The 14,576-nt window shown below is 68.1% G+C and carries 11 protein-coding genes; 7 read left to right on the forward strand and 4 right to left on the reverse strand.

Annotated features, from left to right (window positions below):
- Window positions 1-26 precede the first annotated feature (26 nt).
- Both AC07OZ_RS21385 and AC07OZ_RS21390 read left to right on the forward strand, forming a co-directional pair.
- Window positions 27-2,780 carry a TonB-dependent receptor plug domain-containing protein gene (locus AC07OZ_RS21385; RefSeq protein ID WP_495469092.1) on the forward strand — a complete coding sequence of 918 codons (2,754 nt, stop codon included), beginning with the start codon at window positions 27-29 and terminating at the stop codon, window positions 2,778-2,780.
- A gap of 455 nt (window positions 2,781-3,235) precedes the next feature.
- Complete coding sequence (locus AC07OZ_RS21390) at window positions 3,236-6,148, forward strand: TonB-dependent receptor plug domain-containing protein (RefSeq protein ID WP_495469093.1); 2,913 nt, start codon at window positions 3,236-3,238, stop codon at window positions 6,146-6,148.
- 98 nt (window positions 6,149-6,246) lie between these two features.
- Here the strand turns inward: AC07OZ_RS21390 and AC07OZ_RS21395 are convergent, their stop codons facing one another.
- Window positions 6,247-7,203, reverse strand: coding sequence for a LysR family transcriptional regulator (locus AC07OZ_RS21395; protein WP_495469094.1), 957 nt, complete (start codon window positions 7,201-7,203; stop codon window positions 6,247-6,249).
- Between the two features lie 138 nt (window positions 7,204-7,341).
- Here AC07OZ_RS21395 and AC07OZ_RS21400 point away from each other — a divergent pair, with 138 nt between their 5' ends.
- Window positions 7,342-8,550: an MFS transporter gene (locus AC07OZ_RS21400; protein ID WP_495469095.1), complete on the forward strand. Its 1,209-nt coding sequence runs from the start codon at window positions 7,342-7,344 to the stop codon at window positions 8,548-8,550.
- Window positions 8,551-8,609: 59 nt separating this feature from the next.
- Here the strand turns inward: AC07OZ_RS21400 and AC07OZ_RS21405 are convergent, their stop codons facing one another.
- From AC07OZ_RS21405 to AC07OZ_RS21415, 3 genes are all read right to left on the reverse strand, one after another.
- Entirely contained in the window at window positions 8,610-8,924 is a 315-nt protein-coding gene (locus AC07OZ_RS21405) for a type II toxin-antitoxin system RelE/ParE family toxin (RefSeq protein WP_495469096.1), read from the reverse strand.
- Window positions 8,902-9,189, reverse strand: coding sequence for a hypothetical protein (locus tag AC07OZ_RS21410; protein WP_495469097.1), 288 nt, complete (start codon window positions 9,187-9,189; stop codon window positions 8,902-8,904). Before AC07OZ_RS21410 ends, AC07OZ_RS21405 begins: the two co-directional genes overlap by 23 nt.
- A gap of 120 nt (window positions 9,190-9,309) precedes the next feature.
- Complete coding sequence (locus AC07OZ_RS21415; protein ID WP_495469098.1) at window positions 9,310-10,095, reverse strand: TetR/AcrR family transcriptional regulator; 786 nt, start codon at window positions 10,093-10,095, stop codon at window positions 9,310-9,312.
- 193 nt (window positions 10,096-10,288) lie between these two features.
- Between AC07OZ_RS21415 and AC07OZ_RS21420 the strand changes: the two genes are divergently transcribed.
- Genes AC07OZ_RS21420 through AC07OZ_RS21435 form a run of 4 tightly spaced genes read left to right on the forward strand, consistent with a single transcriptional unit; the run spans window position 10,289 to window position 14,564 of the window.
- Complete coding sequence (locus AC07OZ_RS21420; RefSeq protein WP_495469099.1) at window positions 10,289-11,896, forward strand: carboxyl transferase domain-containing protein; 1,608 nt, start codon at window positions 10,289-10,291, stop codon at window positions 11,894-11,896.
- 30 nt (window positions 11,897-11,926) lie between these two features.
- Window positions 11,927-12,472: a GNAT family N-acetyltransferase gene (locus tag AC07OZ_RS21425; protein ID WP_495469100.1), complete on the forward strand. Its 546-nt coding sequence runs from the start codon at window positions 11,927-11,929 to the stop codon at window positions 12,470-12,472.
- Window positions 12,469-13,749, forward strand: coding sequence for an alpha/beta hydrolase family protein (locus tag AC07OZ_RS21430; RefSeq protein ID WP_495469101.1), 1,281 nt, complete (start codon window positions 12,469-12,471; stop codon window positions 13,747-13,749). The genes AC07OZ_RS21425 and AC07OZ_RS21430 overlap by 4 nt, the downstream gene beginning before the upstream one ends.
- Window positions 13,746-14,564, forward strand: a complete 819-nt coding sequence (locus AC07OZ_RS21435; RefSeq protein WP_495469102.1) for an enoyl-CoA hydratase/isomerase family protein — start codon at window positions 13,746-13,748, stop codon at window positions 14,562-14,564. Before AC07OZ_RS21430 ends, AC07OZ_RS21435 begins: the two co-directional genes overlap by 4 nt.
- Window positions 14,565-14,576 lie beyond the last annotated feature (12 nt).

Raw genomic sequence — 14,576 nt, forward strand, 5'->3', positions numbered from 1 at the left:
CCCTTCATCAATTCGCAAGTGGAAGTATGAGAAAAAACAACCAGCTCTCCCTGTCCCTGAGCGCCGCCGCGGCGCTGCTGTGCTGCGCCCAGATCGCGCAAGCCCAGGCACAGGACACGACCCAGCTTCAGCGCGTCGAGGTGACCGGCTCCAACATCAAGCGCCTGGCCTCCGAGACGGCCTCGCCGGTGCAGGTCTACAACCGTGAAGAGATCCGCCGCACCGGCGCCAACACCGTGCGCCAGGTGCTGGACACGCTGACCTCGACCTCGAGCAGCGAAATCAGGGACGACGGCAACACGTCCAGCTTCGCGTCGGGCGCCTCGGGCGTGTCGATGCGCGGCCTGGGCAAGGGCGCCACGCTGGTGCTGCTGAACGGCCGCCGCGTCGCCAACTTCGGCCTGGCCGACGGCGCCAAGGACACCTTCGTCAACGTCGACTCGATCCCGGCCGACGTGGTCGAGCGCATCGAGGTGCTGAAGGACGGCGCCTCCGCCATCTACGGCTCCGATGCGATGGCGGGCGTGATCAACATCATCACGCGCCGCTCGTACAACGGCGTCGGCGCTTCGGCCAGTTATACGTTCAACGAGCACCCAAGCGTCGGCGCGCAGCGCCAGGCCAGCATCGTGGCCGGCTTCGGCGACCTGGAGAAGGACCGCTTCAACGTCTTCGCCAACATCGAGGCCTACCGCCGCGAGGGCTACACCGTGGCCGACGTGAAGGACGACTACCCGGCCTGGCACAAGGGCTTCTACAACCCGGCCTTCGGCGATCCCAACCTGAACTCCTATCCGGGCAACCTGCGCGTGGGCACGGCCCGCGTGCCGGTGGCCGGCTGCACGACGCTGAATTCGGCGGGCCAGTGCGTGACCGACATCAACGGCCTGAATCCGGTCTCCGATCCGGCCCGGCGCGTGAACCTGTTCAGCGCCGGCCGCCTGAAGGTCACCGAGGACATCCAGGCTTTCGCCGAGGTGTCCTACTCGAAGACGACCACCGAGTACCTGACCGTGCCGATGAGCATCAGCGCCGGCGCCACCTCGCGCTGGTACGACGGCTACAACAAGGTCGCGCAGTCGGTGCCGCATCCGGTGCTGTCGGCCACGAATCCGGCCAACCCGACCGGCCAGGCCCGTGGCATCGACTACCGGTTCATGGACGACCCGAGCCTGTTCAACTACGACGGCACCGGCAAGCAGTACCGCGCGCTGACCGGCCTGCAAGGCACCTTCCGCGACATGGACTGGGAAGTCTCGATCGGCCGCAACGCCGCCGAGGCCGAGAAGCTGGCCCGCTGGGGCTCGCGCGACCTGTTCGCGGCCGTCGAGTCGGGCGAGTACAAGATCGGCGGCGGCAACAGCCGTGAGCTGCTGGAGCGCCTGTTCCCGGTCAACGGCTCCAAGGGCAAGAACCACCAGACCTGGGTGGACGCCAAGCTGAGCGGCGAGCTGTTCCAGCTGCCGGGCGGCCCGCTGGCCTTCGCGCTGGGGGCCGAGCACCGCCAGGAAGGCGTGTCGATCAAGTCGACCGACAACGTCCTGAAGGCGCAGATCGTCGGCCGCGGTTCGGTCCTGATCGACGGCGAGCGCAAGCTCGACGCCGCGTTCCTGGAGCTGAACGCGCCCGTGATGAAGCATCTCGAGCTGAACGGCGCGCTGCGTTTCGACAAGGCCTCGGGCTTCGACGGCCGTGTGTCGCCCAAGCTCGGCGTGCGCTTTGAAGTGATGCCGCAGCTGCTGCTGCGCGGCACGGTGGCCGGCGGCTTCCGCGCGCCCAACATCCCCGAGACGCTGGGGCAGGTCGGCGTGACCGGCTTCTTCAACAACACGGTGGATCCGGCGCGCTGCGCCACCGCCACGGCCGTCAGCGACATCCTCAAGAAGGGCAACGCCGCCGACCAGTCCGATGCCGCCCTGGCCCTGGCCAGCGGCTGCCGGGCCTCGGTCCCGGCGATGATCTCGGCCAACCCGGACCTGAAGCCGGAGACGTCCAAGAGCATCACGCTGGGCTTCGTGTTCGAGCCGACCAAGAACGCGTCGATCGCCGTCGACTACTTCAAGATCGAGCGCAAGAACGAGATCAACTCGCGTGATCCGTCCTACGTGCTGGAACGCGAAGGCAAGCCCGGCTACGAGACCATGATCAGCCGCGCCGCGCTGACCGCGCAGGAGCAGGCCTGGGTGACCCGCGCCAACCAGCTCTCCGGCGGCACGCTCGCCTGGCAGGCGGGCCAGATCACCTCGCTGCTGCTGCAGTACGAGAACTTCGGCAAGACCGAGACCTCGGGCGTGGACATCGACGTGAAGGGCCGCGTGGCGGCGGGATCGTTCGGCACGCTGAACCTCGGCGTGGCGGCGACCTACGCGCTGACCTACAAGGCCTGGGACATCGACGCGAACCACTGGCGTCCCAACCAGGTCGGCCTGTACGAGAACCCGCGCCTGAAGGCCGTGTTCTCGGCCGCCTGGAATAAGGGCGACTGGACCACCGGCGTGCGCTTCAACTACACGTCCCGCACGGCGCTGAACCGCGACGAGACGGACGTGGCCAGCTGGGGCGAGGAAGGCTGCCAGAAGACGCTGAAGCCGGGCGCGCTGCCCTGCTACATCGACGAGGACATCCGCACCGACTTCAGCCTGGGCTACACCGGCATCAAGAACCTGCGCCTGTCGCTGAACATCAACAACCTGATGGGCGACGAGCGTCCGGTCAACCTGCGCGACGGCTACAGGATTCGTCCGCGCAGCTACAAGGTGGGCGCGTCCTACGACTTCTGATCGCCCTGCGCGATCCGCGAAGTCCGCGTTCGAGAGCGTCTCGACGCGGCCTTCCGCACCTGATCAAGCCCGGCCCCGGCCGGGCTTTTTTTCGTCCGTCGCTTCATGTCGGCGTCGACACGAATGCGCCGGCCAAGCCTGTCTTTCGACACCGCCGATGCCAGGGTCACGTCAAAGACCCGTCATATCCGTGTGATTTGCGCCTGCATTTGAGGGGGTTTGTGGGGATAGGGTTCCCCCTGCTTTGACCCATGACTTCCGGGTTTCTTCTTATAGGTCTGTCGCTCTTTTGCTGCGCGATGTAGCAAATGTTTAAGTCAGTGAACCACACGTTTGCGCTACTGAAAAAATCGGCTCACGCATCGCACGGGGCACATCGACCCGAGTGCGCTCTGCAACCGTTCGGGAAACAGCGCCATCACCCGGTGCGACCCCATTCTCAGAAGAGGACCGTAATGTCTCGTCAACTTACCCACAGGGCGCTGGTACTCACCAGCATCGCGATCGCCAGCACGCTGGCCTGCGGCATCGCCGCCGCGCAGGAGTCGCAGCAACTGGAACGCGTCGAAGTGACGGGCTCCAACATCCGCCGCACCACTGCCGAAGGCACATCGCCGATCGACCGGATCACTTCCGCGGAAATCCGCGCCAGCGGTGCGAAGACAGCGCTGGAGCTGATGAAGATGGTGCCCGCGCTGGGTACCGACGGCTACTTCGACACCCCGGGGCAGAACAGCTTCTCGCGCGGCGTCGCCACCGCCTCGCTGCGCGGCCTGGGTTCGACGTCCACGCTGATCCTGCTGAACGGCCGCCGCCTGACCCCGGCCGCCTATGCGAACCCGAACAACGGCACGTCGACGCTGTACGACCTGAACACGATCCCGATCTCCGCGCTGGAACGCGTGGAAATCTTCAAGGACGGCGCCGCGGCGGTGTACGGCTCCGACGCCATCGGCGGCGTCATCAACTTCATCACGAAGAACGACTACCAGGGCATCCAGATGGGTGCCACGGTGGGCGCCAACGACGACGGCGAATTCAGCCGCCAGACCGTCAACGGCGCGTTCGGCTTCGGCGACTTCGCCAAGGACGGCTTCAACGTCCTGGTGAGCGGCGACATCACGCATCGCGGCCGCACCATGACCCGCGACGTGAAGGACATCCACGCCGACGACTACGCGAAGATCAACCTGCGCCTGAACCCGTACGGCTCGTTCTCGTCGGCCTCGCCGTTCCTGACGCGCGAAGCCGCGCCGGGCAACCTGAGCTTCCCGCAGGGCACGGCCGCGAACGTGGTCAACCGCACCAACTGCGATCCGTCGCAGCTGATCACCGGCGGCGCGGTCTACGGCATCTCCACGGCCCCGCTGCTGAACCGCACGTTCTGCAACTACAACCTCGACAACTTCAACGAGGCGCAGAACAAGGGCACCGACGCGAGCCTGATCTCGCGCGCGAACTTCCGCGTCACCAACGACATCACCGCCTTCGCCGAAGCTGGCTATGCGCGCACGGAGCGCGACTACCTCGGCGCCTCGCGCACGATCAGCGGCCTGAGCCCGAGCAGCAACTTCCTGCTGGGCAACGTGGCGCCGTCCTTCCAGCCGATCCTGGAGATCGGTCATCCGGACAACCCGTTCACAAACGCCCGCGCCTCGGTGCAGATGCGTTTCGAGAACATCCGCGGCGGCAGCGAACTGACCAACCAGCAGTACCGCGCGCTGGGTGGCGTCAAGGGCACGACCGGTGCCTTCGACTGGGAAAGCGCCATCCTGTGGAACAAGGCCAAGCGTGAGGAAACCAGCTTCGGCTTCCTGAACCTGGACGTGCTGCGCACCATGCTCGGCCCCAACGGCCGCACGCTGGCGCAGATCGCCGCCGACCCCAACCTGTCGCGTCCGCTGACCAACAATGCCGATGCCTCGATCTGGCAATGGGATGCCAAGGTCGCGACCGAGTTCGGTTCGTTGCCGGGCGGCGCCATCGGCGCGGCCGCGGGTGTCGAAATCCGCCGCGAAACGCTGGAGATCACGCCTGACGAGTTGAACGCCAACGGCAAGATCCTGGGTCTGGCCAACACGCAGATCGACGGTGCCCGCACCGTGAAGTCGGCGTTCATCGAGTTCCGCACGCCGTTCTTCAAGTCCTTCGAAATGGACTTCGCCGGCCGCGCGGACAAGTACCCCGGCATCAAGACCAACTTCGTGCCGAAGGTCGGTGCCAAGTGGACGGTGATCCCGCAACTGTCGTTCCGCGGCACCTACTCCGAAGGCTTCCGCGCCCCGGCCGTGTCGCAGATCGCTCCGGGCGGCGCACAGTACTTCGTCAACAACGTCATCGACCCGCTGCGCTGCCAGGAAGACGGCGTCACGCCCAAGCCCGGCGCCGCCGCGGCCGACTGCGCGAAGAGCGTGGCCGGCGTGGGCACCTCCAACCCCGAGCTGAAGCCCGAGAAGTCCAAGAGCCATTCGCTGGGCATCATCTTCTCGCCCAACAAGCATGTGGACATGCTGCTGGACTACTTCAACATCCAGAAGAAGGGCGAAGTGGCGCTGCTGTCGGTGCAGGGCGTGGTGGACCACCCGGAACGCTACCCCGGCCTGATCCTGCGTGACACCAACCCGGCGCTGCAGCTGCCGGGCGTGGCGAACTCGGGCCCGCTGCTGTTCGTGCAGACCCCCTGGACGAACCAGGGCAGCACGGAGGTGTCGGGTCTGGACTTCGAGGTCAAGACCAACATGATCCCGAAGGAAGGTCTGCGCTGGACCAACCAGCTGCGCGGCACGTACATGACCAAGTACAGCCGTGAGGAACAGCAGGGCTACGCCAACAACAACCTGGTGGGCACCAACGGTGGTCTGGCCGACTGGGCGACCTCGGTGGGCGACGTGCCGCGTCTGAAGTTCCGCGCCACCTCGACGCTGGAGATCGACGGCAAGCACTCGATCATGGGCGCGATGAACTGGGTCAGCAGCGTATCGTTCCTGCGCCGCATGGACGGCTCGGTGGATCCGGCGATCTACTACCAGGGCACGACCTGCCATTGGGGCGGCCCGAGCTCGGACCCCAACATCACCGGCCGCACGATCCTGGGCGTGGCGCCGACGGCGACCAACGGCCGCGACCTGTACTTCAACCGTTACCCGAACTGCGCCACTTCCAAGTGGATGACGTTCGACGTCGGCTACACGTACACCGGCTTCAAGGACCTGTCGCTGTCGCTGAACATCCAGAACGTGATGGACGAGAAGGCGCCGTACTACCCCGGCACCAACACCGGCGCCAACACGATCCTGGGCTGGAACCCCGGCCTGCACAACGGCGCTGGCCGCTACTGGACGTTCTCCGCGAACTACACGTTCAAGTGATCGATGCCGGCTCCGGCCGGCTCGAAACACTCTGAACGCCACACCAAAAGGGACCGCAAGGTCCCTTTTTTTCGTCCGTGCACCGCCGGGGCGAGGTCTCAACGGCGACGCTTCTTCGGAGGCAGGGGAGCGCGCACGCGGGCCTGGTCCTTGGAGTGTTCGAAGCGCGCGGCCAGCGCGTCGATGAACAGCCGCGTGCGCGCCGGCAGCAGACGGCGCGACGGGAACACGAGTTGCAGCGGTCCGACCTCGCCGGCCCATTCGGGCAGGACCTCGACGAGGCGGCCATCGTCGAGTTCGTCGACGACGTCCCAGACCGCGCGGCGCACCAGGCCCAGGCCGGCGAGGGCCCAGTCGTGCGCCTGCTCGCCGTTGTCGGTGACGAGCCGGCCCTGCACGGTGACCGTGCGCGGCGACGGCGAGACCGCGGGATCGGCCGGCATGAACAGCCAGTCCGACTGCCGGGTGGCGATGCGCTCCTGCAGGATGCAGTCGTGGTCGGCGAGGTCCTCGAGCGAGCGCGGCGTGCCGCGGCGGCGCAGGTAGGCGGGCGTCGCGCAGAGCACGCGCCGGTTCGGGCCGAGGCGGCGGGCGACCAGCCGCGAGTCCGCCGGTCCACCGATGCGCACGGCGCAATCGAAGCCTTCCTCGATCAGGTCGACGAGCGCGTCGGACAGGGAGACCTGCACGGTGACGTCGGGATGCTCGCGCATGAACTCCGCGGCGAGCGGGCCGACGCAGCGACGCCCCAGCGCGACGGTGGACGTCACGCGCAGCAGCCCGCGCGCCTGCTGGCGGCCCTGCGTGAGTTCCGCTTCGGCGTCGTCGATGTCGGCGAGGATGGCTTGGCAGCGCTCGAGGTAGATCGCGCCTTCGTCGGTCAGCGCGAGGCGGCGCGAGCTGCGCTGCAGCAGCCGCACACCAAGGCGGGTCTCCAGCCGCGCCAGCCGCTTGCTGCCGACGGCGGGGGAGAAGCCGAGCTCGCGCCCCGCGGCGGACAGGCTGCCCGCCGCCACGGCGCGCACGAACAGGCGCATGTCATCGAGTTCATTCATTCCGCATCTCCCATGGCCGCCGCATCATGCGGGCTCCACCTTTTCCATTCTGGAACAGATGGTTATCTCTTTAGATGGATTCCCATCCGTGGAGTGACAGATCACAGTGCGGACCATTGAATCAACGTTGGAGTCTCCGTGACCTCCCTCTCTTCCACCCTCGACGACGCCGGCGCCAAACCGGCCGCACGCGGCTTCCCGTTGCCGATCCTGGCGCTGGCGCTCGCCGCCTTTGCCATCGGCACGACGGAGTTCGTGATCATGGGCCTGCTGCCGGCGATGGCGCAGGACCTGACCGTCAGTCTGCCCCGTGCGGGCCTGCTGGTGACCGGCTATGCGCTGGGCGTGGCGCTGGGCGCGCCGCCGCTGGCGGCGCTCAGCGCGGGCTGGCCGCGCAAGCGGGCGCTGCTGGTGCTGATCGCGCTGTTCATCGCGGGCAACGTGCTGTCGGCGATCGGCGGCGGCTACTGGACGGTGATGGCGGGACGCATCGTCGCGGCGCTGGCGCATGGGTCCTTCTTCGGGATCGGCGCGGTGCTGGCGAGCGAGCTGGTCGCGCCCGACCGCAAGGCCGGCGCGATCGCGCTGATGTTCACCGGCCTCACGCTGGCGAACGTGCTGGGCGTGCCCCTGGGCAACCTGATCGGCCAGGAATGGGGCTGGCGCGCGAGCTTCGGCGCGGTGGCCGGACTGGGCATCGTCGCGGCGATCGCGCTGGTGGCGCTGCTGCCGAAGGCGAAGGACGCCGACACCGGGGCTCAGGCGGGCAACGACTGGTCGGTGCTGAAGCGGCCGCAGGTGCTGATCGCGCTGGCGCTGACGGCGGTCGGCTTCGGCGGCATCTTCACCGCGTTCACCTTCATCGCGCCGATGTTGTCGGAGGTCACCGGCCTGACGCCGGGCTGGATCACGGGCGTGCTGTTCCTCTTCGGCCTGGGCCTGACGATCGGCAACACGCTGGGCGGCAAGCTGGCGGACTGGAAGCTGATGCCGTCGCTGATGGGCGTGCTGGTCGCACTGGCGCTCGTGCAGGCGCTGCTGGCCGTGGTGCTCGACTGGCAATGGCCGACGATCGTGACCGTCTTCGTCTGGGGCATGGCGGCCTTCGCGACGGTGCCGGGACTGCAGATGCGGATGATGCAGCAGGCGCCCGATGCGCCGGCGCTGGTGTCGACGCTCAACATCGCGGCGTTCAACCTGGGCAATGCCGGTGGTGCGTGGCTCGGCGGGTGGATGCTGACGCACGGGGCTTCGCTGCGCTCGCTGCCGGTGGCGGGGGCAGGGCTTGCTGTCGTCGGACTTGCCTTGGCGGCGCTCAGCGTCGTCATCGAACGGCGGGCTCGCTGAATTCAGCGACGGCCGCAATGAGGAAGGGCGACCGCATGCGGTCGCCCTTTTGCTGGGAATCAGCTTGCCAGTGCAGAGGCTGAGGGGTCCGGCCAGTTCTGACGCGTGTGAACGAGGTCCAGTACTTCGATGGCTTCGGGCGTGACGCGGTACGGCACGAAGTAGTTGGGGGTGACGACGATCTCGCGGATCCCGGCCACGCGCGACGAGGCGCGATAGAGCATCGGGAACGACAAAGCTAACCGCAGCTTCTTGACGATCTGCCGGCCGAACTCTTCTGAGGCCAGTTGATTGTGTCGGGCCATTTCCTCGAGGATCAGATCGATGCGGAGCAGGGCGCGGGGGCGGCATTCAATCGTTTTGGGATTGAGCATGGCGGCTCCTCATGTCCAGAAACTTGCGTTCCATCCAGTCGACGAAGTCATCGAAAGGAATGTTCGGGCGCGGGTCTTCGATCGAGAGGCGGATCTGCTCCTGATACCAGCAGTCCCAGGCTTCCTGATCAAAGTTGTCCTCGCTGATGCGCGGCGCGTATTGGCCTGGGCCGGAGGGTGGAGGGATATGCATCGGCGCATGGCCGGCGCCCAGCAGCTCTTGAGCTGTGGGATCGATGTCGGGATTCACGTTGTCGGTCTCCATGAAATGACTCGAAAGTCGGAGCCGTCATCGTTCCCGAACAGGGGCTGTCGAGCCATGACCTCAACTGCTGATCTTTTGACCTTCCCAGGTCTTGCGCGACGTGGTGCGATGCGCTGAGGGTCAGGACTTGCCGTCGACGGCGTCGATACCGCCGTCCAGCGCTTCCGCCACGCGGGCTTTCAGGCGTCGCAGGGCCTTGAGCTCCTGATCCGGCGCCTGCAGCGCCGGCCACAGCAGCGCGACCAGATCGCGCGCCGCCGCGTCCACCTGGATCTGCCGGCCCGCGATGATCACCTCCCACAGCATGTGCTCCATCGGCCCGAACACCAGCGAGCGCAGCAGCCGCAGCGGGATGTCCTGCCGGACCTCGCCTTGCGTCTGACCGCGCGCCAGCAGGTCCATCAGCGGCGCCGTGTAGCGCCGCTGCAGGTCGACGAAGGCTGCGCCGAAGTCCTGGCCCTCGACGCGCGGCACCGGCGCCTCGCGCTTGCGGCCTTCGGACAGCACCAGCTCGCACAGCCCCGTGCCCTGGATCAGGAACAGCCGCAGGTGGGTGTGGACCACGAACTCCAGCTGGTCCCGGATCGGCCGCTCGCGCGGCAGGCCCGATTCGATCGCCTCGATGATCTCGTCGTACCAGTCGCCGATCACCCGCATGCAGAGCTCGCGCTTGCCGCGGAAGTAGGTAAAGACCGTCGCCTCGGAGATCCCCAGCCGCTGCGCGATCTCGGTGGTCGTCGCCCGCTCGTAGCCGCGCTCGGCGAACACCGCGCGGCTCGCGCGCAGGATGTCCTTCACCCGCTGCTCGGCCTTCGCGCCCACCGGCGAGCGGCGCTGCGCGGGCAGGGCCGCGGCGGAGGGCGGATCGAGTCGGGTGTCCTCCCGGGACATCGGTGCGGGGCTCATGAGGAGCGCATTCTCCGGGTTTATTGAGTCGGGCTCAAGTCGGAGGATCCGTGGCTTGGAATCAGCCGCCATCTGGCTTATGCTTCGCGCCTTGCGTCGGTCCGGTGATCCCGGAGCAGCGCCTTCAGCCAGCGCTTTCGCACCGAATTGAGCGCGGCTCATAAGACTGTCAGAAGACCGGAGACCCAGCACCATGCCCCAGTTGCCCACCAAGCTCAACGCCCGTTCGGCCGACTTCAAGGCCAACGCGGACGCGATGCGCGGCCTGATCGACGACCTCAACGCCCGTCTGGCGAAGATCGCCGAGGGCGGCGGCGAGGCCGCGCGCGCCAAGCACGTCGGGCGCGGCAAGCTGCTGCCGCGGGACCGCGTGGAGATGCTGCTTGATCCGGGCACGCCCTTCCTGGAGCTGGCCCCGCTGGCGGGCCTGGACATGTATGACAACGCCGCCCCGGGCGGCGGCGTGATCGCGGGCATCGGCCGGGTGTCCGGCGTCGAGTGCGTGATCGTCTGCAACGACGCGACGGTGAAGGGCGGCACCTACTACCCGATCACCGTCAAGAAACACCTGCGCGCGCAGGAGATCGCCGACCAGAACCGCCTGCCCTGCATCTACCTGGTGGACAGCGGCGGTGCCAACCTGCCCAACCAGGACGAGGTCTTCCCGGACCGCGACCACTTCGGCCGCATCTTCTTCAACCAGGCGAACCTCTCGGCCAAGGGCATCCCGCAGATCGCCGTGGTGATGGGCTCCTGCACGGCCGGCGGCGCCTACGTGCCGGCGATGAGCGACGAGACCGTCATCGTCAAGAACCAGGGCACCATCTTCCTGGGTGGCCCGCCGCTGGTGAAGGCCGCGACCGGCGAGGTCGTCACCGCCGAGGACCTGGGCGGCGGCGACGTGCACACGCGCCTGTCCGGCGTGGCCGACCACCTGGCCGAGAACGACACGCACGCGCTGGCTATCGCGCGCCAGTCGGTCGCGCGGCTGAACTGGCGCAAGCAGGGCGAGCTGCTGACGCAGGCGCCCCAGGCGCCGGCCTACGATCCCGCCGAACTGCACGGCGTGATCCCCACCGACACGCGCAAGCCCTTCGACGTGCGCGAGGTCATCGCCCGCATCGTGGACGGTAGCGCGTTCGACGAATTCAAGGCCCGCTACGGCAACACGCTGGTCTGCGGCTTCGCGCACATCGAGGGCATGCCGGTCGGCATCGTCGCCAACAACGGCATCCTCTTCGCGGAGAGCGCCAACAAGGGCGCCCACTTCATCGAGCTGTGCTGCCAGCGCAAGATCCCGCTGGTGTTCCTGCAGAACATCACCGGCTTCATGGTCGGCCGCAAGTACGAGAACGAAGGCATCGCCCGCGCCGGCGCCAAGATGGTGACGGCGGTGGCGTGCGCGCAGGTGCCCAAGTTCACCGTGATCATCGGCGGCAGTTTCGGCGCCGGGAACTACGGCATGTGCGGCCGTGCCTATTCGCCGCGTTTCCTGTGGATGTGGCCGAACGCCCGCATCTCGGTGATGGGCGGCGAGCAGGCCGCGTCCGTGCTGGCGACGGTCAAGCGCGACGGCATCGAGGGCAAGGGCGGTCAGTGGTCCGCGGACGAAGAGGAAGCCTTCAAGGCGCCGATCCGCCAGCAGTATGAGGACCAGGGCCATCCGTACTACGCCAGCGCCCGCCTGTGGGACGACGGCGTCATCGACCCGGCCGACACGCGCCGCGTGCTGGCGCTGGGCCTGTCCGCCGCGCTGAACGCGGAGATCCCCGAGACGAAGTTCGGCGTGTTCCGGATGTAAGGTGCCGAGCTTTTCCTGACCGTTTCGACGATGACCGAACTCATCTTCCGCCCGCTCGCGCCCGATGATTCCATCGAGGCCCTGACCGCGCTGCTGCACGCGTCCTACGCGTCGCTGGCAGCGCAGGGATGGAACTTCACCGCCGTGGATCAGAGCGTCCAGACGACCCGTGAGCGCGTGGCTGCTGGCCAGGCCTTCGTCGCGCTGACGGCGAACGGCGAGTTGGTGGGCACGGTGACCGTCGCGCCGCCGAAGTCGCCCGATGGTCGCTATCTTGGCGACCCGGTGCCCGCCTGCTACACGCAGGCCGATACCGCCATCCTGGCCCAGCTCGCCGTGCATCCGTCCTGCCGTGGGCAGGGTGTCGGCGAACGGCTGATGGACATCGCCGAAGCCTGGGCGCTCGCGCAGGGCTACGCGCACGTGGCGCTCGACACCGCCGTGCCCGCCGAGGCGCTGCGCCGCCGCTACGAGCGCCGCGGCTATGTGCTGATCGGCGACGTGCAGTGGGCCGGCAAGACCTACCCCAGCGTGCTGATGCGCAAGGTGCTCGTGCGCGCGGAGGCCCGCACATGAATCGCACAAATCCCAGCGGCCGCATGAATCGCATGACCCGCGTGAACCCGATGAACCTTGTCTCATGCGCAGTGCGCGCGCGCAGCGTGTGGCTCGGCCTCGCCGTCGCGCTCGGGTTGATTGCCGCCGGTGCGTCCGCGCAGGACGCGACTGTCGGCGAGGCCCCGCAGGCCGCGCCGGCGCGACTGGCCACCGACATCCGCGAAGCCGTGGTCCGCGTGCCGGCCTCGGTCGAGAACCACATCGGCCGCACGGTCCAGGCAGACCTGATCGTGACGACCTTCCGCCCGGCGGGTCCGGGGCCGTTCCCGCTGGTGGTGCTCAACCACGGCCGCCCGGTCTACGAGCAGGAACGCGCTGCGATGAAGCGTCAGCGGCTGGAAAGCGCGGCGCGCTTCTTCGTCCGCAAGGGCTTCGCCGTCGCCGTGCCGACGCGCATCGGCTACGGCGAACTGGCCTCGGTCGGCGACCCGGAGGCCAGCATCAAGTGCGACGCGCCGCGCTATGAGACCGCTGCGGCCGCCGCGGCCGCGCAGGTGGCCGCCGTCGTGCGCTTCATGCAGTCCGCGGCCGACATCGACGCGCGACGCGTGGTGCTGGCCGGCCAGTCGCTGGGCGGCTTCGCGACGATGGCGGCGACCGGCGAGCGCCTGCCCGGCGTCGTGGCCGCCATCGACTTCGCCGGCGGTCACGGCGGCAGCCCCGACCTGCACAGCGGCGAGCCGTGCCGACCGGACGAACTGGCGCGCCGCTTCGCCGACTTCGGCCGTCGCGCCGCCGAGGGCGGCCATCCGGTGCCCACGCTGTGGGTGTTCACCGAGAACGACCGTTTCATCGCGCCGCGTTTCCAGGAGCGCTGGTCCGCGGCCTACCGCGAAGATAGCGGATTGGCGCAGACCCGGCTGATGCCGGCGTTCGGCGAGGACGGCCATTCGCTCTTCGTCAAGGGCAACGACCTCTGGCAGCCGGTGGTCGACGATTTCCTGAAGCCGCTCGGCTTCCCGATTCCCGGCGCGCTATCGGTACCCACCGGCGGCACGGTCGCCGTCGAGGACACCTCGGCGCTGCCCTCCGACGGGCGCGTCATCAAAGGCTACCGCAAGTTCCTTGCGGCGAATGAGCCGCGCGCCTTCGCGACCAACGGCAACCACTGGGGCCTCGCGACCGGCGACGACGCGCCGTCCCGCGCGCTCGCGTTCTGCGATCAGCACACCGACGGCGAGGAACGCTGCCGTCTCTACGCCATCAACCGCACCGTCGTCTGGAGCCGCCCATGACCCCCTCGACCGACTCCTTGTCCCCGACGACGCTGCGCGTGGCGCGCTCCGGCCCGAACGATGCGGTCGCCCGCGTCACGCTGAACCGTCCGGACGTCCGCAACGCCTTCAACGACACGGTCATCGGCGAACTCACCGCGGTGTTCGAGTCGCTCGGCCGCGACCCGTCGCTGCGCGCGATCGTGCTGGCCGCGGAGGGCAAGGCCTTCTGCGCCGGCGCCGACCTGAACTGGATGAAGGCGATGGCCGGTTACAGCTGGGACGAGAACCACGCCGATGCCGGCCGCCTCGCCCACATGCTGTGGACGCTCTACAGCTGTCCGGTGCCCGTGATCGCACGCGTGCAGGGCGACGTCTACGCCGGCGGCGTCGGACTGGTGTCGGTGTGCGACATCGTCGTGGCCGCCGAGTCCGCCGGCTTCTGCCTGTCCGAGGCCAAGCTCGGCCTGCTGCCCGCGACGATCGGCCCCTACGTCGTGCGCGCGCTCGGCGAGCAGGCGTCGCGCCGATACTTCGTGACCGCCGAGCGGTTCTCCGCAGTCGAGGCGCATCGCCTGGGCCTGGTCCACGAACTCGCCGCCGACCCCGAAGCGCTGGACGCGAAGGTCGAGGCGCTCGTCGCCTCGCTGCTGGCCAACGGCCCGGCGGCCGTGCGCGCGTGCAAGCGCCTCGTCCAGGACGTCGCTCACGCGCCGATCACCGCGACGCTGCGCGACGACACCGCGCGCCGCATCGCCGACATCCGCGCGAGCGACGAGGGTCGCGAGGGCGTGCAGAGTTTCCTGTCGAAGGGCAAGCCGTCTTGGCTGGTCTGAAAGTTTTCCTGA

The sequence above is a fragment of the Roseateles sp. GW821-FHT09G03 genome (assembly GCF_059416045.1).